Genomic DNA, 24,796 nt, shown 5'->3' on the forward strand with positions numbered 1-24,796 from the left:
CTGATAATAATGCCGCTCGAAAGCGGCATCAAAAGATAATGAAAGACTAACAGTTTTCAGGCTAATCAGCTATTTATTAACAATTATCCACTAATTAACAATTAGCCATTCATTCATAATCAACTGCGGGCAGCTTTGCGTAATTCGCGCAACCGCTGTTTTTCCGAACGGGACATAAACCACCACGCAATTAAGCCGATAATCCCGACCACCAGCAAAATCAGAGTCGCTAGCGCATTTATCTCCGGGTTCACCCCCATACGCACACTGGAGAACACCAACATCGGTAAGGTTGTTGCGCCCGGCCCGGCGACAAAACTGGCGATCACTAAATCATCCAGCGACAGAGTAAAGGCCAGTAGCCAGCCAGAGATTAATGCTGGAGCAATCATCGGCACGGTAATCACAAAGAACACTTTCAATGGGGTTGCCCCCAAATCCATAGCGGCTTCTTCGATTGATCGGTCTAATTCGCGTAAGCGGGAGCTAATAACCACGGTCACATAGGCAGTACAGAAGGTCACATGTGCCAGCCAGATGGTGAACATACCGCGCTCAGCTGGCCAGCCAATCGCATGGCCCATGGCGACAAACAGCAATAATAATGATAAACCAGTAATGACGTCCGGCATCACCAATGGGGCTGTCAGCATAAAAGCAAAACCGGTCGAGCCGCGAAAACGGCCAAAGCGCACCATGACCACCGCCGCTATCGTCCCCAACACCACCGCCATGGTGGCAGAAGCCGCGGCGATAGTGAGGCTCAACCCCACCGCTGATATCATCGCCGAATCATTGAACAGCTCTATATACCAGCGGATAGACCACCCCGCCCACACAGTGACCAGCTTCGAACTGTTAAACGAGTAGATAACCAGCATCAACATCGGCGCATACAAGAAGGTATAGCCGACAATCAAGATAACTCGACGCCAGACCGAGCGCACTTCCGGTAAGTTATTCATACCGCGCCTCCTGCTGCTTTATTTTGGTGCTTGTGGAACCAAATAATCGGCACGATCAGTAACACTAACATCACTGTCGCGACGGCGGAGGCTACTGGCCAGTCGCGGTTGTTAAAGAATTCTTGCCATAAAATACGGCCAATCATGATGCTGTCCGGCCCGCCGAGCAGTTCAGGAATAACAAACTCGCCCACTGCCGGAATAAAGACCAACATGGAACCGGCCACGATCCCCCCTTTGGTCAAGGGGACAATCACACTGACAAAGGTTTTAAAGGGCTTAGCACCCAGATCCAGTGCTGCTTCGACCAACGAGTAGTCCAATCGGGTCAGCGCGGTATAGATAGGCAACACCATGAAAGGTAGGTAGGAATACACCACGCCAATATAGACCGCCAAATTGGTATGCAGAATAATCAGCGGCTGATCAATAATCCCGGTCCACATCAGGAAGTTATTCAAAATGCCATTATTTTTCAGGATCCCCATCCAGGCATACACCCGAATCAGAAATGATGTCCATGACGGCAGAATCACCAGCAGCAATAAAATATTTCGCGTGGATGATTTACTATGGGCAATCGCCCAAGCCAATGGATAGCCGATAATCAGACAGCATAAGGTGGATACCCCCGCCACTTGCAATGATTGCAGGTAAGCATCGATATACAGTGGATCATCAAGCAGTTGCAGATAGTTGCCCAGATTGAGCGAAATATCCAGCTTACCGTCCAGCCAAGTCACCAGGTCGGTATAAGGCGGAACTGCGCGCGCCATCTCTGCCAGGCTGATTTTGAAAACAATCAGGAACGGCAGCATAAACAGCAAGAATAACCATAAATAAGGGATGCCAATGACCCATTTCCGGCCATGCGACATTTGGAAACGTTGGATCAGCACTTTTACCGGCCCTACAGCTCGGGTCGGTGGTTCTGCTGCCCCACGGGTGGATTCTGGTATCACAATATGTTTGCTCCCCAAACGATCAGCAACCCAAGCTATAAGTTACCCAAGTCATCAGTTACTCAAGACAACACAGCTGTCGGCATCCCAGCAGAGTTGCACTTCATCACCCCAGGTTGGCATCCCTTTACGGTAACGGTGGCCATTCTGTAGCTGTGCGGTGAGCATCTGCCCGCTGTGTAATTTCACGTGATAAATGGATAAATCGCCCAAATAAGCAATGTGCACCACTTCACCGACGGCAAAGTTACAGCCATCTTCCGGCACCTGTTCGCATAACATCACTTTCTCTGGCCGCAGGGCGACAAAAACAGGCACGCCGTCAACCACAGAAGCATCCGAATCCACCTTCAGTGGATGGCGTAGGCCGGGGCTATCGATAACCAGCGCATCATCCAGTCGCTCTTTTAATACGCCTTCAAACACATTTACTGAGCCGATAAATTCCGCGCTAAATCTGCTGTTCGGATGCTCATAAATCTCTTCAGGCTCACCAATTTGCACGAATTTGCCACGGTTCATTATGGCAATACGCCCGGCCATGGTCATGGCCTCTTCCTGGTCGTGGGTCACCATCACGCAAGTTGCCCCCACGCGCTCCAGAATATCCACCACTTCGAGTTGCATGCGGTCGCGCAGTTTTTTGTCCAACGCGCCCATCGGCTCGTCCAACAACAGCAATTTTGGCCGTTTAGCCAGGCTACGTGCCAATGCTACCCGTTGACGCTGACCGCCGGATAACTGATGCGGCTTGCGCTTGGCAAACTCTTGCATGTGCACCAGTGTCAGCATCTCTGCCACTCGGCTTTTGATTTCGTTAGCCGGCAATTTGTCCTGCTTCAAACCAAACGCGATATTTTGCTCAACAGTCATATGCGGGAACAATGCATACGACTGGAACATCATATTGATTGGGCGCTGATAAGGCGGCACGTGCGACAAATCCTGCCCATCGAGAACAATCTGACCTTGAGTCGGCTGTTCAAAACCGGCCAGCATGCGCAATAGGGTGGACTTCCCACAACCTGAAGCCCCTAACAGCGCAAAGATTTCGCCTTTGTAGATAGTCAAATTGACATCATCTACCGCGGCCTGCCCATCAAATGATTTGGTTAAGTTGCGAATCTCCAGCAAGGGTGTGAACACCTTCTGAGATTTTGGCTGCGGGCGGGGAATTACATCATTCACTCAGCGTGCTCTCCGTAAAAGCAGAACAGGCCGCATTCAAGCTGCGGCGCAATAAAAAAACAGGAACAGGAAGATGCCTCCCTGTCCCTACCATAGTCTATTTTACTTATCCATCAGTGTATTATCAGTGACAAGCTCATCACCTGAAGCTGATTTCCGCCAATGGTTTATTTACCACTTTTCACTTTGGTCCAAGCCCGGGTGATCACGCGATCAATTTTGGGATCTTGTACTTTTAATGTGAACATTTTGGCTCGCACATCAGCTGGCGGATAAATACCTGGATTATCACGGACTTCTGCATTCACCAGCGGGGTCGCTGCTTTATTCGCATTGGCATAAAACACGTGATTGCTGATATTGGCAATCACATCAGGGCGCATCAGATAATTCAGGAATTGATAAGCTTCGTCCTGATTTTTAGCATCAGCGGGCATGGCAAAGACATCAAAGAAAGCTAATGCCCCCTCTTTCGGAATACTGTAAGCCACATTAACACCATTTTTGGCTTCTTTGGCGCGATTAGAGGCCTGCATGATGTCGCCAGCCCAACCCACAGCGACACAGATATCCCCGTTTGCCAGGTCATTTATGTATTGTGAAGAGTGGAAATAGCGGATATTGGGGCGTAATTTTAATAACAATTCCGTGGCCGGACCGGTGTAATCTGTGGCCTGAATACTGTTGGGATCTTTGCCCAAGTAATTGAGCACGGTGGCAAAAATCTCGCTCGGTGCATCCAGGAAGGAAACGCCACAACTTTTTAGCTTCTCAAGATTTTCGGGTTTTAGCACCAGATCCCAACTGTTTACCGGGGCATCTTTCCCCAACGCCGCTTTAACTTTCTCGACGTTATAGCCAATACCGGTGGTCGCCCACAGATACGGAATGGCGTATTTATTATCCGGATCGTGCTTGCCGACCAAGGTCAACAACTCGGGATCAAGATTTTTATCATTCGGTAATTTACTTTTATCCAGCGGCTTGAATACGCCCGCAGACAATTGGCGTTCGAGGAAACTGGCTGACGGCACCACCAAGTCAAACCCGGTACTCCCCGCCATCAATTTACCTTCCAACACCTCGTTGGAGTCAAACACATCATAGACAACTTTAATGCCAGTTTCTTTTTGGAAATTTGCCAGCGTATCTGGCGCAATATAATCAGACCAGTTGTAAATGTGCAGTGTTTTTTCTTCAGCAGATGCTGAGACGGACGCAGCCATTAATAGGCCAGCAGCAACACCCGATAACCACTTTTTACGTTGGGTGAACATCCGTTAACTCCTCCAGAATAGGGGGTAAATTGGTGCGATAAATTTGCATCCGTAGGATACAACGCCTTTGCCCTGCCGAGCGCGATTGCCACAAACACCAGATGCATGACTATGCACCGAGAGTGATGATTAATCCAACAAGGATAATCACTTCTTTTGCGGAGGAATATTATGCCCTTTGCAGAAACAGCAGCATAACCGCAGTTCGCAATCCACACCAGACTCTAGGGTAAAAAACGCCTTTTATCGATTTTTTATGCATATTCTATCTATGTAATGCGCCACTAATGGCATAAACGGCGATAAATATCTGGCAAAGGAGGGTAAAAAGCAGAATATCTTATGGTTTACGGGGGGGAATGACAGTGTGCCGCTGATGATCAGCAGCACTCTGATTATTGATGCACGGGAGTCAATTAATGTATGACAGGGTAAGCAGTGGCGGTTTGCGGCAACTCATCGTCATCACTGTTACCGATAAACAGTAAGTCGTTAGCGCGCGCCTCCAGAATGATCATCGAAATCTGCTCTTCGCACTGCTGCATAAAATAACCAAATTGCGCGAATGTCACCCCAACCTCTACAGTCAGTGACTGGCAGACAATCAGTTTTGGCAAATTATCGTCCTGAATATCAATAAAAGCCTTCACCGTCAGTGAGCTGGCGTTGATTTGGCTAAGATCCGCAACCAGCGGGATTAAGGCGGTCGGCCGCACTTCGGCCAGCGCTGAAAACAGGATGATGTTATCAACCAAATCAATTTTGGCATCAAACACCCCTTCAAAATTTTGCATATGTGGTAAATGCAGTGCCTGACAGGAATCGCACTCAAAAAATGAGATACCGAGTTGATCCAGCCAACGCCGTAATAAGGCTAAATCCGGGACGATGAGTGAATCCATAACTACCTACCTCACGATTCTCATAATATGAAAAGTGGAATAGCTTACGGAATATTGGCCGACAGCGCCACTTCAATCCCGACTAATTTAATGTCCTCAATAAGACTCAATCATGAGCTTACTCAGATTCATTCTCTTTTTTGGTTCGCGCTTGTTCTAACTCTTTCTTTGATTGTGGCCTGGATATTCTATCAGCACTGCCTAATAGCGGACCAAAACCATGGGCTACGCGCCAAACAATACAAGCAGCCGCCGGGATCATCAGAGCAATTCCGATAAAAATCATTATGATGGCAACTGCCGGTGTACCAATGGAGCCTGGCAGTGACAAATAATCATTAATACTTAAATAGGCAATAACCAGTAACAGCATCCCCAGCACTTCTGCCACGATAACAATACGGGGCATATCTCCTAATGAGCGCATCTTTACCTCCGATAGGCTCGACCCTTAGTACTTGAAGCCGCAGGGATGTTGGCGACGCTCAATAACCCGGATCACTTACTTATGTAAGCTCATCAAGGTTCTCTTGCTTGCCGTCTGGCTGCAACTCCCCGTTCTTTGGCTATATAAACTTTTACTAGTGTATTGAATCCCCATTATTTGTAACAGTATCAAGATGCAAATAGGTAGGATTAATCAGATTAACAGGTAAATCCTGCTTTTTTTTCACTCCACCACAGGGCATAGTAGACCCAAGTGAGAGTGAGTAATACGCTAGAAGTTATTTAACAGTTGAATATATCAGGAACTGTTAGCGAAGTGATTACACCCAATAGATTTCAAGATTCAGGAAGGCGGCAAGCAAGAGAATCTCGACGAACTGACCCAAGTCAGTGACCCGAGTGAACGAGTACAGCCAACACACCTGCAGCTTGAAAGGTGACGGGAAACCTCAATTTAATCAAGGAGTTTTACATGTTTGCTGTGATTTTTGGGCGTCCTGGATGTCCTTACTGTGTTCGTGCCAAAGAACTGGCGGAAAAACTGGAAACTGAACGCGACGATTTTAAATTCCGTTACATCGATATTCACGCGGAAGGGATCACCAAAGCTGATCTGGAAAAAACCGTCGGCAAACCGGTAGAAACCGTGCCACAAATCTTTATTGATGAGAAGCACATTGGCGGTTGCACAGATTTCGAAGCCTATGCTAAAGAAAATCTGAGCCTGTTCAAGTAATCGGCTGACAAACTCATCTATTAACGGGCCACGCTAGCTAACAGCGGCGAAGCCAGAAATGATAAGTTTTATGCGAAAAAGGGTGCTTGCCACCCTTTTTTCTTACCGCTCATTGATATCAACGCAGTCGTCGCACTCTACCAAAATCACTTTATGCTGCTTATTTGCAGCACATAACACCTCATTTATCCAACAATCAAGTATATCCCACCAGCCACACCAAACTTCCCGCTTACTACTGGCTGTCTCGCAGCAGACCGACTAGAATAACCCACGCTATTGCCTACATTGATATCCTGTCGGCGATAACTTTTTAAATTAAAAGATATGTGTCGCTCTGATTTAACATTAAGGGTGTATATACCCAAAATAATTCGAGTTGCAGGAAGGCGGCAAGTGAGAGAGTCCCGATGAGCTTAATGAATAAGTGATTCGGGTGATTGAACGTAGCCAACGCACATGCGGCTTGAAGTATGACGGATATACATCGTGGATTATCCTGGCTGAATAGAAAGTCATACTCGTGAATATAAACGTCGCAAATTTGTTAAACGGCAACTACATCTTGCTGTTATTCGTGGTTTTAGCGCTGGGATTATGCCTGGGTAAACTGCGATTAGGGCCGATTCAATTAGGTAACGCTATTGGGGTGTTGGTGGTCTCACTGTTGCTTGGGCAGCAGCACTTTACCATCAATACCGAAGCCCTGAATCTGGGCTTTATGCTGTTTATTTTTTGTGTTGGTGTCGAAGCTGGCCCAAACTTTTTCTCTATTTTCTTCCGTGACGGCAAAAACTACCTGATGCTGGCTTTGGTCATGGTGAGCAGCGCGATGGTGCTGGCACTGGGGCTTGGCAAGTTATTTGGCTGGGACATTGGTCTGACGGCCGGGATGCTGGCTGGCTCCATGACCTCTACTCCCGTGTTGGTGGGGGCTGGCGATACCCTGCGCCATACCATCGCCAATAACCCGGCGCTGCAACACGCCCAAGATAACCTCAGCCTGGGTTACGCCCTGACCTATCTTATCGGGCTGGTCAGCCTGATTTTAGGCGCGCGATATTTACCCAAACTTCAACACCAAGACTTGCCGACCAGTGCCCAACAAATTGCTCGTGAGCGCGGCCTCGACACTGACAGCCAGCGCAAAGTCTATTTGCCGGTGATCCGCGCCTATCGAGTTGGCCCGGAATTAGTGGCGTGGGCCGACGGTAAAAATCTCCGTGAATTAGGGATTTATCGCCAAACTGGCTGCTATATTGAGCGTATTCGCCGCAATGGCATCTTGGCGAACCCAGATGGTGACGCGGTACTGCAAGTTGGCGATGAGATCTCGCTGGTCGGCTATCCAGATGCCCATTCCCGCCTTGACCCCAGTTTTCGTAATGGGAAAGAAGTGTTCGACCGTGACTTGCTGGACATGCGCATTGTTACCGAAGAGATTGTAGTCAAAAACAGCAATGCCGTCGGCAAACGCCTCAGCCATTTAAAACTGACCGACCACGGCTGCTTCCTTAACCGCGTAATCCGCAGCCAGATTGAAATGCCGATTGATGACAATGTGGTGTTGAATAAAGGCGATGTATTGCAAGTCAGTGGTGATGCACGGCGCGTCAAAAGCGTGGCAGAAAAAATTGGCTTTATCTCCATTCATAGCCAAGTCACCGATCTGCTGGCATTCTGCGCTTTCTTTATTTTGGGATTAATGATTGGCCTGATTACCTTCCAATTCAGTAACTTCAGCTTTGGTATTGGTAATGCCGCCGGCCTGTTAATGGCGGGCATCATGCTAGGCTTCTTACGTGCCAACCACCCGACTTTCGGCTATATCCCGCAAGGGGCGCTCAATATGGTGAAAGAGTTCGGCTTAATGGTCTTTATGGCGGGCGTCGGGTTAAGCGCAGGTGGCGGCATTAATAGCAGCCTGGGGGCCGTGGGCGGGCAAATGCTGATTTCCGGCTTGATTGTGAGTTTAGTGCCGGTGGTTATCTGTTTTATCTTCGGCGCTTATGTATTGCGCATGAACCGTGCTCTGCTTTTCGGCGCTATCATGGGCGCGCGTACCTGCGCACCGGCCATGGATATCATCAGTGATACTGCTCGCAGTAACATCCCCGCACTGGGCTATGCCGGTACTTATGCCATTGCGAACGTGTTACTGACATTAGCTGGCTCGTTAATCGTCATCATCTGGCCGGGAATATTAGGCTAATGTACTAAAAGAGGCATTCAAGACAAAGCTAAACATTATTTTAACCTTTTTTCATTTCCCTAGAACTTTCTGACTAGACTGGGGTCTGATTTAATGCCACTGCTTTTCTTTGATGTCCCCATATTGAGGAGCCCGATAGTCCCGCCTTCTTAGGTTCAAGACTAATCGGGTTTTTTCTTGTCTGGAATTCAAGCCGTTACCTATCAATACCTTACAACCGATTCGCATAGCCATTGGCGATGAAATGGCGGCAGCACTAAGAAGTTTTTCATTTGAATGCTTGAATTTTAGGTTTAGTCACCTAGTATTTAACCCTCTTATCTATAGGGATGTTCAAATGTTTACTTACAAGATGGTACAAATTCCGCCAAATATTTCCGTCACTGCCAAAGCTAACAAAAATGGTATTGCTGCTCAGTATCTTGAAGAGGTTGTGAACTCTTGGGCCGCTAAGGGCTGGGAATTCCAGCGCGTTGATACCATAGGTATTGATGAGAAACCGGGCTGTTTTGGTGGAAATAAATCAACACTAACGCATTACTATGTAATTACTTTTAGGAAAGAAGTGTAACGTGCTCAAATGGCTAAGTATTAGATTCGTTCTGCTTTATCGTGCCTATGCACCGATGCAAATCCGTGATCGATGCCGCCACACACCATCATGTTCTAAATACACTTTAATCTCTCTAAAACGTTTTGGGTTTATTACTGGTTGGAAGCTAGGCCTAGCCAGAATTTATAGGTGCAGGCCACCGAATGGTGGTTATGATTACCCACCTAAAAAATAAGAAACTATACCTCTGCGGGGCAATGCTCCGCTTTTTGCTGTTATCTTTAAGGTCGAATAAAAGGCTTTTACAGAAAGCTTCTGTTTTCCCTTTTTCAGTTCATCTAATAAGTAATATTTTTTTGAACCTGCATCAATGCTGGCCTTATCCCCTTTTTACTTACGCCCCCAAACACATAGAGAGATCCACAAAACCCACGTAATTCACATAATCCCTTTTAAATTCAATGCACTAACATTTTCCCGCGATCCGCTTCGAGATCCAAAAACTGAAAAACGCTGAAATTCTTTTCAATCTTTTCAGTTGGCGAGTTGCCGCAAAGCCCCAGCCACGGCGCGGGATGGCGGGGTGTTTTGTAGAAAATTAAAACTGAAAAAACTTTATAACGCAAAGTGTGCAGGCGGGTGCGGTGTAGTGCCGTTTCCGTCATGATGACGTTTCTTTCGTGGCATGTTCCGCTACGTGCGCGGGCCGTGGCGAGCGTGATCCATTTTGAGCATTGCGGTGTGGTGGTGAGTTTATCGCGGGGTGTGTTGGGCCGCTGGCAGTGCTTTTAGATGGGCGTAAAAAAGCCCGCGCGCGGCGGGCATATTGGGCGAGATCGATTAACCGATCACAGGGGAATATTTACTGCGTAGTCCGTCTGACTTGGTGCCAGTGGCAGTGATGCTCCCGGCATTGAGCGGGCCGCCGGTATTGGTATGGGTATGTGCTGCGGTCAACTGCGCCAGCTCTTTCACCACATCCAGCGTATCCAGCATGAGGGCCATCACGTTAATCTGCTGGCTACCAATCCACACCACCGGCGCTATCACCTCCTGCCGGACGGCGGCTATGCTGCTGCGGATATTACCTATCTTCTCTATCAAATCCTGCCCCACATCGGTGGTTAAAGTTTTGCCCACTTTGGCCATGTAACTAGCTTGGGTGGCCAGACTGTAGTCTCCCTCGCTAATCTGCTGGATAGCACCGGCCAGTAAGGTGGCCGTTCCCAGTACCGTGGTTTTATCGGTGGCCTGAACGGTGGTTTCGCGGGCCACCAGTGTGCGGGTTTCATCGTCAGCAGTAATCACCCGGCTCATGGATTCTTCACGAATAACCTGATCGGTTTTACGCTCCCAGTCCCCCGCCACCGTCACCCGCTGCGATACCCCATCACGCTGTTGCTGTAGTTGCTCACCCGGCTGCACCGTGGGCAGGTTATTGCCCTGTGATAAGGTTTGACGCACAAACGGCTTATCCGGCCTGCCGCCAGTAAAGCCCACTTCCACCAAGGTACCTGCCGGGGGGAACTGGAACATGCCCGACTCGGCCCCGGCCATTGGCAGAGGTAACGGTACCGCAGGATAAACCGGCGTATCTGCTGCGGCCTTGCCATCATCATCCAACAATTGCAGATTCACCGCATAGCGGGGCCTGAACGGGTCGGCCATATCACCACTGGTCACCGCCTCGCTTGGCCCCTCAACACGGGCCATTTTCGGCAGATGTAACCCGGCGGATAGCTCAGGGTAAGCATTATCAATTTGTCGCTGCATCGGGGTTTTCTGCAACGGCTTGCCGGTGGTTTTATTGCGCTGCGTCCACGTTAAGACCAAATCATCATTATTCAGCCGAACGGTGGTTAACCGCTGGCCATTCAATTCCACACCGGGGCGCACCGATTGGATCATAGGCACGGTCATGGTATTGCCTGCCGCCGCTGCGGTGCTAAATTCAGGCGGGATAGCCACTGGCTTACCGGCAAATAATGAATGCTGCCAACTGCCCACATAGACCGCGCCATCCGGCAACTGGTACCAGACATAATCCGCAATATCAAAGGCGCTGCCGATATTGGCCAACAACTGATAGCCGCTGCCGCTGTGGGTAAAATGCGGTATTGGCTTGTCGTTATAGTCAGCACTGGCGGCAAGCTGGAACGTTAACCCGCTGTTGTCAGTCAGCCATTCCGCCAACTGGCGCAGGGTCGGGTGTTGCATCGATACCGGCCACATGCGCTCGAAAACGCCGGTTAACTCACGTACAAAAAGCCGTTGAGCGCCGTTCTCTGCCGGTTGCGAACGTTCCACATAACCAGTGAACCAGCGCAATATCAATTCAGGGTAACCGGCATCCAGCCGCACCAGTTTGCCGGTGTAATCTGTGGTGGTTTCAGCGGTGATAAAGCCGCGCCCGCAGGCGTTCAGCTCCAGCACCAGATTGGCATCAACCAGTGGCACCGTATCGCCAGACAGCATCAGTCTGCGGATCGGTTTCATGAGGCTGGCCCCAGAGCATCATTGACCGGCTTCAACACCTTGCGCTCAAACCAGCTTAATTTATCGGCATCCTCTCCCGCTTCACTGCCACCGGCAGCGGTACCGCCTGCCGTTTGTTTTTTAGTGGCGGTCTTGCCACCGGCGCGGGCCTCGCGTTTTTCTGACACACTCAAAAATTCTTTCAAGGTGAAAGTCACCAGCCACGCCATTTTCCCATCCTGTTTTGGCGCATCAATCGCCCCGGTAAATGTGGCCAGCCGGAAATTAATCGCCTGCGCCACCTGATTGGCCACCCGATATTTTTTCAGTGCACCGCCTGCGTCTTTGGATTCAGCCAGTGCAAAAATGCGGGTTAATACCTCCGGGGTACTGAATGGCACCATCCCGGATACGCGCAGCTCTTTTGCCTTGATACCCTGCTCTGCCGTGGCGGTGCTCGATGTCTGCCCGGATTGGTCTTTTTCCTGAAATTGCATGGTAGGGGTTACCGTCAGCCCCTTTAACGGGATGGCTTCACCGTCCAGTGCCAGCATGACTATCTGTGTCATTTATCATCGCCTCCAGCGTGGTTAAATCCTCTCCGGCAAACAAGGTGGCTAGAGTAAAAACAGCATCCTGCTGCGGTACGTTCTTTTTCATTTCGCTGGCCACCGTGGCCGCGCTGCCGTTGGCGGTAAATACCCATGCCTGCGCACTGCCTGCCAGTAAGCCATTTAACGCATTTTCCACACTGGCCAGTGCCGCCGCTTTGGCACTGGCAAAACCGGATAACACCGATCCCAATCCAGCCATGCTAGCCCCCGCCCCGGCGGCATCTTTGGCTTGTGCAATACGCTTCGCATTGATGGCCATGCGGCTGGTTGCGGTGGATAACGGCTGCGGCAGCGGTAAACCGTTTCCGGCACTGGCCGGTAACTGCATTTTTGTGGTGGCCAGTGTGGCCGCTGTGCTGGCCATGCGGGCCACTTGCGAGAACACCGGCAACGGCAGCACCGCAGAGAATTGCGTGAGCACCTGCATAAAGGTGGGATGGTCAGCGGCGCAGACCATAAATACCACCACCGACTGCTGGCCACCGCTGCCTGCCAGTTTTCCCGCCAGATGATCCACGGCGTTCTGCGGGCTAAGGTAACTGCCCGATTCCTCGCTACGGCCTACGCCATAAACCCACGGATGCACCGGCAGCATGGCGCAATTGACTGCGGCCATATTACCGGGGATAGATAATGTTGCTTTACGCCACATCCCGCACCTCTGGCCATACCGGCACCCGATAGCCCTGATTTACCGCTTCAATCAAAAGCCATTGCGGTAATTCTGGCAACTCGATTAATGGCCAGTTGGCCAGTGTTGGCCATGCGCGATAAGCGGCACGAATGGCCATTAACTCACTGCGCTGTGCATCTGTCAGAGGCTTATCATCAATTGAATAATCAATGATAGTCATGGCATCGGTTGCCGTAATAAATGCATCACGATAGCGGCGGGCCGTCGCTGCTACAGCATCAGCCGTAACCACGGGAGCAGGAACATTCACCCATACCGGCTTACCTTTTTTATCTGCACCGCGCATTTTCCCGGCTGGCTGTTGCGCGGCAAATTGCGCATAAATATCATCGCCAATCTCGATCAAGTCACTCGGTAATGTCCCGGCGTCTGTATAAACATCAAGCAACTCTTTGGGGTAAAAACTCAGGGTTGTAGCTGAAAAACAATACATAGTGACCTCCTGTCAAAAACCAATCGCAATAAATAGCGGGTAAACTGCTGCACCGGCTGTACCGCCGCCGGGCCGCTGCAATATGCACGTTGCGCTGGTGTTATCCCAGCTTGCGACCTGATACCAGACATCACTATTTATATCCTGCGCGGGGTTTTTGGTGGACACATGCGCCATTAAACAGGCTGATGGAAAAGGAATGGGGAATTTAGTCACCACATTCAGCGTTTCATGAATAATCGCGGGGCCGGTACACCACTGGATAATCATTTTTGATACCGGGTCACGCCACCACCCATTTCCGCTCAACGCTGATGTACTGCGCATCGCGTTGATGTACGTTGATAGCAACCCGTTGGCCCATGCTGCGCCTTTAATATCTCCATTTGCTTGATATGTTGTGGCTCCGCCACCGGCAATTACATCGCCAGCACTTGTGAGTTTTGATGCGCTAAAAGGGGCTGTAGTTGATATCGTATCGTTAATTTTCAATGCAACACCGGCTTTACTATTAACGAGATCAAACGAGGTGTTATTTTCCTGAGTATTGCCGATGTACCATTTTGATTTCGATGCAGTATCGCTTACAGACATGATGTAACACACGTCACCTTCATTCTGTGATTTTATTGAAAGCGCCGCACCCGCACCGCTTAAGATACTAATCGGCCTATTCACTGAGAGGATTGTTGGGCTAATACTCATTGCATAACCGGAATTGTCATTCCAGAAGTAAATAACATTGCTCGCATGTAAACCGAACCCAGTCCCCCCGGCGTTCGTTATCGCGCCGTTACCGCCCGCAGTACCAACAAGAATATTACTTTTATATCCACCGGGGCCGATTGGCCCGTCTAATATTCCGGTGACTGCCAGCCAACCCGTCACCGTCCCACCAGTTTTGGGTAATGCATTCACAATGCGACTATCGTCACCTGCGGCAACGGTACCGGCCGTTTTACCGATATCAACCAGCGCCGCGCCTTTCAGCGCAAGGTTTTGCCGGAACAGTGGCACGTTGGGAATATCCGCGCCGTTCCGGTCTTTTGCCAGCCGTGCGTTGGCATTATCCATGGCGATTTTTACCGCTTTCGGCGTGGCGGCCAGTGTTTCGCTGGTACTATCCGTTGCGCTGGCTAACTGGACAAACCCCTTATATAACAGCGTCCCGTCCGGGTGATCACGCGATTTCTCATGCAGATCCAAGCTGTTGCTGGCACTGTCCATCACTGCCTTGACCGCTTTCGGCGTTGCGGCCAATGTTTCGCTGTTGCTATCTGTCGCGCTGCTCAGTTTGACAAAACCTTTTTCTGCCAGCGTTCCGTCCGGGTGATTACGGGATTTCTCATGTTTTGCTAACGCATCGTCAGTCAATGAACCTTGCGGGCGCAGGTCGGTAATATTACCCGCCGCATCAATGCTGGCCACCGCAAACACCCGATGCATAAACCCGGCATTGTCCTGATAATCTGCCAGTGTTGTCGCCACGCTCACGGATACCACGCTTTCCCACTGACTGACCACATTGCCCTGCAAACTCACGTCTGCCCACACTTTCACCGGCTTGGCCGACACCGTAATATTTTTGTTTGCCGCCAGCACAGCCCGCAGCCCGCCCACATATGCATTACCGGCGGTCACGTAATATTGCTGGCCGGTCTTGGCCACCAAAAAGCCATTACCGAAGAATGCACCGGGGCCGTAGTGGTCAATGTTAATCATGCGTTGCCGCTCATCAATGCCGGTCAGCCGGGCGGTAAAATCAATCTGCCATGTTTCTGCCGGAACCGTGATACCCGTTTCACTGGCAGCACCGTCATATTCCATTAAAAAACTGCGGGTTAAGGCATTGCCCTGCTGGCCATTGGCATTGGCAATTTTGCGCTGGGTCGGCGCATGAACAATCATGGCCACCGTGCCGCTGGCTTTATTCACCAGACCAATCCAGTTAAAATCAAAGTCCCCTATTTCGGTACCGATAGTGACCGAGTACACCACCGCATTTTGATTAACCACCCCGGTTTTATTCACCGCCTGACGGTGAACAATCTGCCCGGCAGGGGGTAACCCCTCGCTGCGATTGATGGGAGTATTCGGATTTAACCCCGGCACAAAAGCCAATACAAATTCATCCACCACCACGGTGTTACCGCCTGCGGCTTCCTGCGCTTTCCACTGCTCAAAAGCGGTGGTGATAATCGATTGTGACATCATTTCTTCCCTGTTAATGAGGCGGTGAAAGTGGTGGCCGCTGCGGCGGCACTGGTTGCCACGCCACTGCTGGCGCTGTAACACACATATTCATTGCCCATCCAGCCAGCGCGAATACGCAGCCCTAAGACTGTGATCACTTCAAAGCGATAACGGCGGCAGGTTTTGCCGTACTGGCGAATAATCTGCATCAACAAATCGCTGTTACTGGCTATCTGACCATCACTGACGCGCACCAGAATCACGTCCCAGTCAATGTCCGGCTGGCGCTCCAGCAATTCCACATACCCAATGCCTAAGCGCTCAAAGATGGCAATAAAACCTGCTACCGAACCGGCGTCAGCGGCGTTAATAAAGGCGTACTGCACCCGCTTGCGGTATAAGCTCAACGGCTCGCCGTTAAAACGGCTGATATCCCGCTGATAGGCCAGCACGTTAAGCAATGGCACCGTGCAAGTGGCAGCATCCAACTGATTAAGCGGCCAACTCAGCCAGCCATGCACCCATTGCCACCACCGACGGCAAATACGCAGTAACTTGTTGGGTTCGCCTTTGTCCATCCAAGAGGGCAAACGCAGTCTTTTTAAGCGGGTGATGAAATCAGGCATTTTCTATTACCACCGTTAAACTTTTCAGGCGTGGCACACTCAGGCCACTGACAATATCGGTCAGTGAAAAACTCACCGACTCAATCAGCGAAAACGCCTTGTGCAGCTCCCGCCCCAGATTAGAAAATGAGTAACGGGAATAGGGCCACGTCTTAAGCACTTTGTAATGACTGTTTTGACGAAAAGCGCAACGGATCAGGTTTTCACAACCGTTGTGTAGCCCGGTCAGTTCATTCGCGCTCAGGTTCTCTTTGTTATTGATATACAACGTGACGCGCAAATCATGCTGGCTTTCCGGCAATGGCATACACTGCATATCATCACCATGGCCGTGGTGGCCCTGATTGGTGATATGGTCATTGACCGCATCAATAAACGGTTGGGATATCTCGCCACTGTCCAGCAGTAAATAGGCGTTGGCGGTACCCGGCCCGCGTGGCGCATCATGCAAAAAATAAATCCGGTCAATGGATAACCCCACCACCCCGGCTATCATGCTGCGGTACACCGCATCGGTGTGATAATTGCCAACCAGATTGAACTGGTTACGGCACCTGTCGCGAAAATCATCATCTGACTCTTTATCAGCGCCCGGCACCGTCAACCAGTTGCCCTCGCTTTGGGCGCGTTCAATGCCCGGTACCGCTTGCGGCAAAATTCGGTAATAGCCGGGAGCCAGATTAAACGCCCCGCCCACCTCCGCCGCGTTCACCGGTACCAGTCCACTGGCGCTACCGGCTGTAATGAGGGTTTCACTGCTCACCACCACGCTGTAGACCTTGCCGTTAATGCGTTCGGTCTGAATAATCGTCCCGGCCGGTATCACCACATCTTGCTGAGTATCGGATTTATAGAAGCGGATTATGCCCTGTGCAGCGGTGGCCGGTTTACGACTGGCATTGACGCCCCAGCCAAACACATCCAAAAAAGAGCCGCTGGCAGTGGCCAGATACATATTGGCCAGCACGGTATTGATTAACACCTCGTTGAGCCACAGCACCGGGCGGGTGACAATGGTTTTAATCAGCCGCCAGAACGGCGACATGCCGGAGGTATTGGTAATTAACCCCTCTTCTTCTACCAGTTCGTCAAATTTCAGCCGAATATCTGTTTCAGTGGTCGGCATCCCGCTGTCTTTTAATACCTGTTCGTAATCTATTTCAGGCTTATTATTCATAATCCGCACTTACCGTAATGGGGCCGAAATCGTAGGTATCCGCCGTGACCCATAGCCGGGTAGCGCTTTCTTCATTCACTAACACCGTGCCGGGAATAATGCGTTCATCATCTTCAATCAACATAATTAATTGGGTGATAACATCAGCGCGTAATGTCGGGCTACGTTCAGCAATTAATTGGGTGGTTAAGCCACTTTCAATAATGGCATGGATACAATCCTGACCAATGCTAATCCGGTTATTACACAATATTGGCTCATTACCGGTATTTAATACAAAGTCGCCGTCTTTTATCAGCAGGTCGATATACATTAATTCCGTCATTAATTTAATTCCTGCCATTCCATTAAATCACCCGGCGTCATGCCACCCGGCATACTAATATGTACATTCTCAATGCGTTTGCTGTTATCCGTGACCGATTTTGAATTATCATTAATTTCTTTATTAATTCCGCCTTTTTCAATATTCCGCATCTGGCCACCGGTTAATAAGTTATTGGCTGAATTAAGCGGGTTATCAGCGGGTAATGGCATTTGATACGCTGGGGATATCATCGGATTATCCACAGGGGGAGCCATTTTATAGGCCGGGGCCATCATCGGATTATCCATAGGGGAAACCATTTTATAGGCCGGGGCCATTATCGGATTATCCACAGGGGAAGCCATTTTATAAGCCGGGGCCATCATCGGATCAGCCCCAATTGTTTTCGCCTCAATACTGACACCGGGAATATAATTCAGCTTATCGATGATCCAATTATAGGTTTCGGCAAAGGTACTTTTCAGCCAGTCCCATAATCCACTGAACACATTGCCGATGCTGTCAGCCATGGCACTGAACCCAGCCAGCGGCGATAACCCCGTAATAGCCGATACCAGCCATTGCCAGCCGGATACAATCTTTTGCCATACCCCGTTGAACACGTCCCCCACAGCGGTTACCACTTCAGATAACCACTGGAAAGCGGCGGTATCGGCAATGGCCGCGGTTATCTCATCCCAATACTTAATCAGGTAATAGATACCCGCCGCCAACGTGGCAATGGCCACAATCACTAACAACACTGGCCACGTCAGAAAACTAAATGAAATCCCGGCAGAGATTGCCGCCATCCGTAGCGCCAGTAATACCCCGCGCATAATGCGCATGGTGGCATTGGCAGCGATAATCGCCTTGTTATACAGCCAGATAGCAGCGGTGTGGATTTGGGTTACGGCACACAATGCACCCCACAGCAGTTTTAGCCCCATCCAGATAAACATGCTGATCCCCACAACCATATTGGCGATGGCACCGGCGGCAGCAAAACTCAACAGCGCCAACATGGCATAGCCGATCAACCGGGCGATATTGGGGAATAGCTGCATCCAGCGGGCGAATTTCTCGCCAATTTCAGACACCCGGTTCATGATCGGATACAGCACCGGTAACAGGGTTAAGCCCAAAATGACCCGCATCCCTGTCCAGATAGCCATCAGCCGTTCCCACGGATCAGCCATTTTCTTGGCCATCTCACCGGCCCGCTTCATACCGTCATTACTGCCCAACTCAGTAATATTGCGTTTCAGCAAATCGACATTGCCATAAAGCTGTTTAATGACATTCGCCCCGTCACCAAAGGCTTTATCCAGCTCGGCCTGTGCCTTTAAATTGCCCTCAATGGTTTTCCCGTAACGCCCCTGTAATTTTTCCAGCATTTGCGGCATGGTCAACATCTGGCCGGAAGCATTCACAAAACTCAGGCCAAGGGTTTTGGCCCCGGACGCCGCCCCTTTCATGAATGTTTCATAGCTGCCGCTGGCTTCGGTTCCCAAGGTTTTTTGCAACTGGCCCAACACGGCAAATTGTTCATCCATGCCCACGCCATAGTTAGCGCCACCCCCCTTGGAACCCTGCATCAGGTCAGCCATAGTCTGCATATTGACGCCAAAGGCCTGCACCATGTACGCCGTTTTACCGGCTACCTCTTCGGCAAACTTCACTTTGCCTATGCGGTCTGCGTAGCCGTCAAACTGGTTATACATTTGCCCCATGTAGGCGGCGGCTTCGCTACCGGTGGTTTTCATGCCTGCGGCCAGCACATTGGTGGCCAGCGTAAAACGGGGCAAATCACGGTCAGACAGCGTGCCAATGGCACTGCGCACATCAGCACTTGAGCGCACCACATCCACCGCGCTGCGCCCATACTGCATACTGAATTTCAGGGCGTCAGTGCTCATCTTTTGCAAGGCGCTATCACTCACCCCCTTGGCGCTGGCCTCATTGAGCGCCCCGGCAAATTCAGCCGCAGGCCCCAGTGACCCCTTGAGGCCCTGCACCACACCAAATAACGCCGCACCGCCCACCAAGATTTTACCGAAAGCGGCCTGTGATGAATCCGCGAACCCTTTCACAGAGGATTGCACCTGCTTTAATGGGCGCGTGATTTTATCAATCATGCTTAAAGTAAAATCGAGGTGTTTCATTAATCGCCTTTAAATGCCAAGCCAATACCATTGGCGGTTGATATTCGGGTATTTTCCCAATAACGGTTATCCAGCCAAACGGCACGGGCCAGACTTTCTATATCGTCATTTTCATGTGGTAAATAATGACGGCGCAGAATAAGAAACTGCTCAATAGAATTATTTTCAATCGCCCGTAACCGTTGGGTTAGTTTTTTACTTCGATTTCCAGCTCTGGCGCGTAAACCTTATTGACCTTTTCAATTAATTGCAGCGCCGCACCCGGTGCTTTTAAAATCTCGTCCAAGGCTTCTTTGGTTTCTTTACTGATAATACGGCGCAGGTATTTAAATGCCGGGGCAATTTTATTTTCCATCCCCACTTCATTAATAAAACCGTTATAAGCGGTAGTGTTCGGTTCGAAAATAAGTTCAACGCCACCTACCACTAATACAATCTTGCTTTTGTCAGCCATGTTATTTATTTCCTTGTCTCAGATATATTTCATTAATCAGTTGATTGTGTCGCGCCGCGCATAAAGTATAAATACTGCGATAGGCGCGTAATGCGTTATCAAAATCATTACCGGTCGTGCCGGTTAATCGGGGTAAAAGGGTGCTGCATTTAGTGAGCTGATTTTCCTGATAGGGCACGTTCGGCGGCATTACTACTTTCGTTGAACAGCCGGACATATTCATCAGTAGCACACACGTTAGTAAACACCGGCTTAATAATTTCCGTGTGAATAACCGGCTGGTATTTATCCCCCTGCTGGCGCAACGCTTCCAGCTTATCTTCCAGTTGCCGGGCTGAATCACTGGCTATGCCCTCCGAAATTGTCCGGCCCTGTTCTGCCGCTGTGTTGGCTGCGCGGGTAATACTCAGTTCCAAACGATCATGCTGCAAATCATTGAGATACCACCCGGCAACAAATGCCGCTGCAATCAGCGCCAATATCTTGGCCATCAGCGAACCCCGTTATGCTCAAGGCTGAAATGGTTGCCATCGGGATTGGATTTAAAACGCCCGCCCCAACTGCCGCCCAACTTTTCCCAGTATTCACCCAAAGGGGTGTAAGCTTCGGTTTTGGTCTGATACACCCCGTTGATAAACAGATTAAAATCCACTGCCAGCCGCGAGGTATGCAGACTGTTACTGATACCGCTTCCCGCCTTGGCATTCAGTTTGGCCTGCTCCGGGGTGCGGTAGGCTTCACCAAAAGTCAGACGGTAGCCCCGTTCCCCAGCCCAACTAATTAACTGCGCAATCAGTTGGGTAAATAACTGCTGTTTCTCACTTAATGTCATGATTTCTTTCCCTTTAGCAAACTGCTGCCCCGGCGGCGCAACCACACCTCAACCGCCTGATAACCGGCAATGCCCAGCGCAGCCCCCAATCCGTTGATGGCCAGCGGTGACAAGCCCGGCACCCAGACCAGTGCCGCCGCTGCCGCCATTGAGGTACCCGAACCCAAAATAACGCGACCAATAAACAGCCGGGCGGTGATCGGCTCATCGCTGGCCAGAATCTTGCCTAAAGCCAGTAAGGCACCGATAACCCCCAGCGAAATAATGGCTTTTTCATGTTCCTGCATCCTTGCCCCCTAGCCGATCAGATTGCGCGTGGCTTCCGATTCCAAATAAGGAATGCCGTTAATACGCACAAAATCCGGGCTGGTAATGAAATACTTAATTTTATGGGTCAGTACCGCGCCGCCTTTCGGGTCAACATCCAGAATGGAATCAAACTTCAATTTCACGCCGAACACTTCCACCTTTAACTCTTCGTCCCCAGCCTTGGCGTAGAACAACACGTCAAACGGCGGGATACCACGCCATGAACCGGCGCGTGAGGCTTTGGCGGTCAACTGTTGCAGCACCTTGGTACTGACTTCAATATCCCCCTCACCGCCAACATCGCCTTTCACATCCCCATCCGGCACGCCATTGGTTTGTGCCGGACCGCTGTTGTCGGTAATTGTCAGCCCCATTTTTTCCACATGGATCAGGTCACCGTCCATATTCACATCAACCGACTGACCAGAAATACGGGTACTCATTGGCTATCCTCCAGCGCGGTATCCAGCATCAGACTGACAGTGATACCTTTCGGGCATTCATACGGGCGAACCACAATATAAATCTCCACTTTGGTGGCAGTGCGCCACGTAATCACCACATCCCCCTCTTTCGGCGGTTTTACTTCGCCGGGGAATGTAATGCCGTTAATCTGCGTACTGCGGGCCATTTCGCGCAACACCTTGGAAAAATAGGTTTTATGCGCGGCAATGCTGCCGGGGGTACTGTTGAGCGAACGATCTGCAATCTTGGCAATCGCCTGCAAGCGAATACGGCGGGCCGCTTTATCGACAATCCGCAGACTCTCAATTGCCTGATAATCCCCGCCCTCCACATCCAGTGTGCGGCCATCTGACCAGTACATGCCGTCATAGTCCGGGTACCACATCGGGACGCTGTAGCGCAGGGTTTCCAGCGCTTGCAAGGTAGCCAAATCCAGCGCCACGCCTTTACCGTCCACCGGTTGCGCATCGCTGCCCATGTCCAGAAGCGGGCCAGTGGCCACGCGGGCCGGACTGTCAGCAATGGTCACGGCGCGGTTACACAGACGCCCGGCCAACACCCCCGGCTCATTGCCCCATAACCGTGGCACCAGTTGCACCGCAGACGCGGCAACACCCTGTTGTAATGCTGCCAGACGGGCTAAATACTCCGGCCAGCCCTCATCAGCCTGTGGGCCATCAACGGCCAGCACAAACCACACCCAGCGCCCAAACTTGGCCAGCAATTCAGCCCGCAAACTGGCGGCGGCGGTTAGGGTGGCTTTATCGGTGGGTAACACCACCACCACCCCCTCAACACTGGCCACCAATTGGGCGGCTCTGACGGCCTCCACCCATGCCAGTGGATCAAGTTCGGCATCTTTCGCGGGCTCTGCCAGCACATGCACAAAACCGTTCCAGTTCTGGCCCGCATTGAGCATCGCCGCCGTAGTGCAGCTTTTTATCGCGCTGGCGTCCGTTCCCAGCAATACATCAAAATCGGTCTGCGTGTTCACAGCCAGCGTTTTCCCGGTGTTCACCTTGCCGGTACCGATGTACAGCACGGCCCGTTCAATCTCTTTGGTTTCGCCCTGTAGCTGGTTTTTTTGGTCAACATTGACTTGTGGCCAACTCATCGTTACCTCTTCATATCCTGTGCTTTGACGTCCCAGCCAAACCCGATGGCCTGTAACTGACGCGCTAAGGCTTTGTTAAAATCGTCGTCGCTCATGCCCAAGAACTCACGCGCCGGGACGTCCACTGTCCACGCTGATTTAGCCGCCTTGCCACTCAGTTTTTTAATCAGCAAACCCGCTTGGGCGGAACGCATGTTTTCGATAATTTCTTTGTAAGGTGGCTTGCGCCAGCGCTTACCCTTTTTCACCCGGTAGCCCAAGGCCCGCAATTTCTTAGCCTGCTTGATAGTGGCGGGCCGCTCCGGGGGGACTGATTTAGCCACTGCGCTGCGGTTAATGGTCACGTGCATACCATTTTGCTGGCCATATCCCACCACACCTGCCGGCACCGGTTTTTCACCGTTACGGTAGCCACCGCCCTGTAAATACAACCTGACCGCGCTAATCTCCGGCATTTCACGGATATGCAGTAACTTCGGCATGTTGCGCAGCATCTTGCCGCGCTGGTTGGTCTGCCGTCCCTGCCACGGGGTGCCGTCCGGTGATTGCTGATTACGCACATTGCGCTTGGCCGCAACAATCACCCCGTACTTGGCCAGCCGCCATAACAACCGCTGGCGTTTTTGGGGCGGCAACTCCAGCCGCTTAAGTGCCTGTTGCAGCTCGGTTAACTGTTTTTTACTCAGCTCACCGTTGATAATCATCCGTGTTCACCAATCGGCGCACCCTGCGCATCTGCGCCAAATATCGCGCCCTCGGTAGCCAGCCATAACTCCGGATCAGTCAGCCGGTATTTAGCCCCCATAAAGGGAATATCCCCGGCCTCATCTTTCTTAATGCTCAGTGATTCCGTGAGGCCCATCGATACCACCACCACGGCGGTTTTACCGTCGATCACATCGATATCAATGCTCGGCAATTCTGGCTCCGGGCCGTGGTCAGGGGCATTCTCAATCATCCACACCAGCAACAAGGCGCACAGATTGCGCGGGTCATAATCACGGTAAGGGAAGCGGCCCCATGACAGCACCGCATCAAACTGCATCAACGCCAGTTGATACTGATCCAGCCCTAAATCTCGCTGCGCCGGAATAAAGCGCAACTCGTCCATGTCGCTGTTAAATTCCAGCTTGCGCAGCCGTTCCGGCAAGTTGCCCTGCACAAAGGCGGTTAATGACTGTAATTGGCTCATATCTGCCTCACGGTGCAGCGGCCCACACCTTTCATATTGCGCAGTACCGAGCTGGCCTCTGCCAGCAAACGGCTGCGGGTTTCGGGGTTTTCCTGCCCGGTATTGGGTACCCGGCTAAACTGCGTCGAATACTCCCCCAGTAAATCAGCTTTGGCACGGGCAAAGACCGCCTTTTTATACTGGCTAATCAGTGCCGTTTGCCCGTTCATCGCCACGCCCGGCACATCGATAGCCTGTTGGTATCCCTTGGCCACATAACCCGCCGCTAACTGGCGCAAGTCTAAATTCACCTCTGCCACGCTGGCCAGCAACGCATCGGCTTGCGTATCGGCATCAATATCAGCCGGAATACTGCGGTTACGCTGAAACTCGCTTAAATTGATGTCTGGCCAAAATCCGTCATTGGTCAGTTCAACATCCTGATAATCAATTTCTTTTCCGTTAAACATACAGCTCCCGAAAAAAGCGGGCAGACCGGTTTCCACGGCCTGCGAACGAATGTTG

30 protein-coding genes are annotated in these 24,796 nt (G+C 50.9%); 4 read left to right on the forward strand and 26 right to left on the reverse strand.

Translation table 11 applies throughout. The features are described from left to right. Positions 1–119: 119 nt before the first annotated feature. The 6 genes from potI to DX162_RS19765 form a co-directional block, all read right to left on the reverse strand. Positions 120–965, reverse strand: a complete 846-nt coding sequence (gene potI / locus DX162_RS19740; RefSeq protein ID WP_032819449.1) for a putrescine ABC transporter permease PotI — start codon at positions 963–965, stop codon at positions 120–122. Next, on the reverse strand, positions 962–1,927 hold the full coding sequence (potH, locus tag DX162_RS19745; RefSeq protein WP_004389589.1) for a putrescine ABC transporter permease PotH: 966 nt from the start codon (positions 1,925–1,927) through the stop codon (positions 962–964). Before potH ends, potI begins: the two co-directional genes overlap by 4 nt. Positions 1,928–1,981: 54 nt before the next feature. Beyond that, positions 1,982–3,115, reverse strand: a complete 1,134-nt coding sequence (potG, locus tag DX162_RS19750; protein WP_032819448.1) for a putrescine ABC transporter ATP-binding subunit PotG — start codon at positions 3,113–3,115, stop codon at positions 1,982–1,984. 167 nt (positions 3,116–3,282) lie between these two features. After that, entirely contained in the window at positions 3,283–4,392 is a 1,110-nt protein-coding gene (gene potF, locus DX162_RS19755) for a spermidine/putrescine ABC transporter substrate-binding protein PotF (RefSeq protein ID WP_004389587.1), read from the reverse strand. Positions 4,393–4,808: 416 nt separating this feature from the next. Further along, entirely contained in the window at positions 4,809–5,294 is a 486-nt protein-coding gene (locus DX162_RS19760; RefSeq protein ID WP_004389586.1) for a type III secretion system chaperone family protein, read from the reverse strand. A 118-nt stretch (positions 5,295–5,412) separates the two neighbouring features. Further along, entirely contained in the window at positions 5,413–5,721 is a 309-nt protein-coding gene (locus tag DX162_RS19765; RefSeq protein WP_004389585.1) for a YbjC family protein, read from the reverse strand. Between the two features lie 492 nt (positions 5,722–6,213). On the opposite strand from DX162_RS19765, the gene DX162_RS19770 reads away from it, so the two are divergent. From DX162_RS19770 to yidD, 4 genes are all read left to right on the forward strand, one after another. Next, positions 6,214–6,477 (forward strand): GrxA family glutaredoxin, encoded by a 264-nt coding sequence (locus DX162_RS19770; protein WP_004389584.1) that lies wholly within the window; start codon positions 6,214–6,216, stop codon positions 6,475–6,477. Between the two features lie 523 nt (positions 6,478–7,000). Continuing rightward, the gene (locus DX162_RS19780; protein ID WP_032819447.1) at positions 7,001–8,689 is read left to right on the forward strand and encodes an aspartate:alanine antiporter; all 1,689 of its coding nucleotides are present in this window, start codon (positions 7,001–7,003) and stop codon (positions 8,687–8,689) included. Positions 8,690–9,026: 337 nt separating this feature from the next. After that, complete coding sequence (locus tag DX162_RS19785) at positions 9,027–9,260, forward strand: hypothetical protein (RefSeq protein WP_032819468.1); 234 nt, start codon at positions 9,027–9,029, stop codon at positions 9,258–9,260. A gap of 1 nt (position 9,261) precedes the next feature. Beyond that, positions 9,262–9,477 (forward strand): membrane protein insertion efficiency factor YidD, encoded by a 216-nt coding sequence (yidD, locus tag DX162_RS22965; RefSeq protein ID WP_071777585.1) that lies wholly within the window; start codon positions 9,262–9,264, stop codon positions 9,475–9,477. A gap of 223 nt (positions 9,478–9,700) precedes the next feature. On the opposite strand, the gene DX162_RS19795 is transcribed toward yidD, so the two are convergent. From DX162_RS19795 to DX162_RS19890, 20 genes are all read right to left on the reverse strand, one after another. Next, complete coding sequence (locus DX162_RS19795; RefSeq protein WP_004389580.1) at positions 9,701–9,907, reverse strand: hypothetical protein; 207 nt, start codon at positions 9,905–9,907, stop codon at positions 9,701–9,703. A gap of 175 nt (positions 9,908–10,082) precedes the next feature. Further along, positions 10,083–11,738: a type VI secretion system Vgr family protein gene (locus DX162_RS19800; protein WP_032819445.1), complete on the reverse strand. Its 1,656-nt coding sequence runs from the start codon at positions 11,736–11,738 to the stop codon at positions 10,083–10,085. Beyond that, positions 11,735–12,286 carry a baseplate complex protein gene (locus DX162_RS19805; RefSeq protein ID WP_032819444.1) on the reverse strand — a complete coding sequence of 184 codons (552 nt, stop codon included), beginning with the start codon at positions 12,284–12,286 and terminating at the stop codon, positions 11,735–11,737. The genes DX162_RS19800 and DX162_RS19805 overlap by 4 nt, the downstream gene beginning before the upstream one ends. Next, positions 12,252–12,983, reverse strand: coding sequence for a hypothetical protein (locus tag DX162_RS19810; RefSeq protein WP_032819443.1), 732 nt, complete (start codon positions 12,981–12,983; stop codon positions 12,252–12,254). The genes DX162_RS19805 and DX162_RS19810 overlap by 35 nt, the downstream gene beginning before the upstream one ends. Further along, positions 12,973–13,458 carry a tail fiber assembly protein gene (locus DX162_RS19815; RefSeq protein ID WP_004389575.1) on the reverse strand — a complete coding sequence of 162 codons (486 nt, stop codon included), beginning with the start codon at positions 13,456–13,458 and terminating at the stop codon, positions 12,973–12,975. Before DX162_RS19815 ends, DX162_RS19810 begins: the two co-directional genes overlap by 11 nt. A 12-nt stretch (positions 13,459–13,470) precedes the next feature. Continuing rightward, on the reverse strand, positions 13,471–15,669 hold the full coding sequence (locus DX162_RS19820; protein WP_004389574.1) for a tail fiber protein: 2,199 nt from the start codon (positions 15,667–15,669) through the stop codon (positions 13,471–13,473). Next, positions 15,669–16,277 carry a phage tail protein gene (locus DX162_RS19825; RefSeq protein WP_032819441.1) on the reverse strand — a complete coding sequence of 203 codons (609 nt, stop codon included), beginning with the start codon at positions 16,275–16,277 and terminating at the stop codon, positions 15,669–15,671. The genes DX162_RS19820 and DX162_RS19825 overlap by 1 nt, the downstream gene beginning before the upstream one ends. Beyond that, the gene (locus DX162_RS19830; protein ID WP_032819440.1) at positions 16,270–17,454 is read right to left on the reverse strand and encodes a baseplate J/gp47 family protein; all 1,185 of its coding nucleotides are present in this window, start codon (positions 17,452–17,454) and stop codon (positions 16,270–16,272) included. The genes DX162_RS19825 and DX162_RS19830 overlap by 8 nt, the downstream gene beginning before the upstream one ends. Continuing rightward, the gene (locus tag DX162_RS19835) at positions 17,447–17,779 is read right to left on the reverse strand and encodes a DUF2590 family protein (RefSeq protein WP_032819439.1); all 333 of its coding nucleotides are present in this window, start codon (positions 17,777–17,779) and stop codon (positions 17,447–17,449) included. The genes DX162_RS19830 and DX162_RS19835 overlap by 8 nt, the downstream gene beginning before the upstream one ends. Next, on the reverse strand, positions 17,779–19,926 hold the full coding sequence (locus DX162_RS19840) for a phage tail tape measure protein (protein ID WP_032819437.1): 2,148 nt from the start codon (positions 19,924–19,926) through the stop codon (positions 17,779–17,781). The genes DX162_RS19835 and DX162_RS19840 overlap by 1 nt, the downstream gene beginning before the upstream one ends. Further along, the gene (locus DX162_RS22970) at positions 19,926–20,096 is read right to left on the reverse strand and encodes a DUF6890 family protein (RefSeq protein ID WP_373919177.1); all 171 of its coding nucleotides are present in this window, start codon (positions 20,094–20,096) and stop codon (positions 19,926–19,928) included. Before DX162_RS22970 ends, DX162_RS19840 begins: the two co-directional genes overlap by 1 nt. Positions 20,097–20,113: 17 nt before the next feature. Further along, positions 20,114–20,380 carry a putative phage tail assembly chaperone gene (locus DX162_RS19845; protein ID WP_004389570.1) on the reverse strand — a complete coding sequence of 89 codons (267 nt, stop codon included), beginning with the start codon at positions 20,378–20,380 and terminating at the stop codon, positions 20,114–20,116. A 149-nt stretch (positions 20,381–20,529) separates the two neighbouring features. Beyond that, entirely contained in the window at positions 20,530–20,871 is a 342-nt protein-coding gene (locus tag DX162_RS19855; RefSeq protein WP_004389569.1) for a hypothetical protein, read from the reverse strand. Then, the gene (locus DX162_RS19860) at positions 20,871–21,212 is read right to left on the reverse strand and encodes a M15 family metallopeptidase (RefSeq protein WP_032819436.1); all 342 of its coding nucleotides are present in this window, start codon (positions 21,210–21,212) and stop codon (positions 20,871–20,873) included. The genes DX162_RS19855 and DX162_RS19860 overlap by 1 nt, the downstream gene beginning before the upstream one ends. Continuing rightward, on the reverse strand, positions 21,209–21,499 hold the full coding sequence (locus tag DX162_RS19865) for a phage holin family protein (protein WP_004389568.1): 291 nt from the start codon (positions 21,497–21,499) through the stop codon (positions 21,209–21,211). Before DX162_RS19865 ends, DX162_RS19860 begins: the two co-directional genes overlap by 4 nt. A 9-nt stretch (positions 21,500–21,508) precedes the next feature. Beyond that, entirely contained in the window at positions 21,509–21,964 is a 456-nt protein-coding gene (locus DX162_RS19870) for a phage protein (RefSeq protein ID WP_032819435.1), read from the reverse strand. Then, positions 21,961–23,100 (reverse strand): DUF2586 domain-containing protein, encoded by a 1,140-nt coding sequence (locus DX162_RS19875; RefSeq protein ID WP_004389566.1) that lies wholly within the window; start codon positions 23,098–23,100, stop codon positions 21,961–21,963. Before DX162_RS19875 ends, DX162_RS19870 begins: the two co-directional genes overlap by 4 nt. Before the next feature lie 2 nt (positions 23,101–23,102). Continuing rightward, on the reverse strand, positions 23,103–23,804 hold the full coding sequence (locus DX162_RS19880; RefSeq protein WP_032819434.1) for a phage virion morphogenesis family protein: 702 nt from the start codon (positions 23,802–23,804) through the stop codon (positions 23,103–23,105). After that, entirely contained in the window at positions 23,801–24,292 is a 492-nt protein-coding gene (locus DX162_RS19885) for a phage tail protein (RefSeq protein WP_032819433.1), read from the reverse strand. The genes DX162_RS19880 and DX162_RS19885 overlap by 4 nt, the downstream gene beginning before the upstream one ends. Further along, positions 24,289–24,741, reverse strand: coding sequence for a head completion/stabilization protein (locus tag DX162_RS19890; RefSeq protein ID WP_004389562.1), 453 nt, complete (start codon positions 24,739–24,741; stop codon positions 24,289–24,291). Before DX162_RS19890 ends, DX162_RS19885 begins: the two co-directional genes overlap by 4 nt. Positions 24,742–24,796: the final 55 nt, after the last annotated feature.

Origin of the sequence: Yersinia kristensenii (assembly GCF_900460525.1) — a bacterium.
GTDB lineage: Bacteria > Pseudomonadota > Gammaproteobacteria > Enterobacterales > Enterobacteriaceae > Yersinia > Yersinia kristensenii.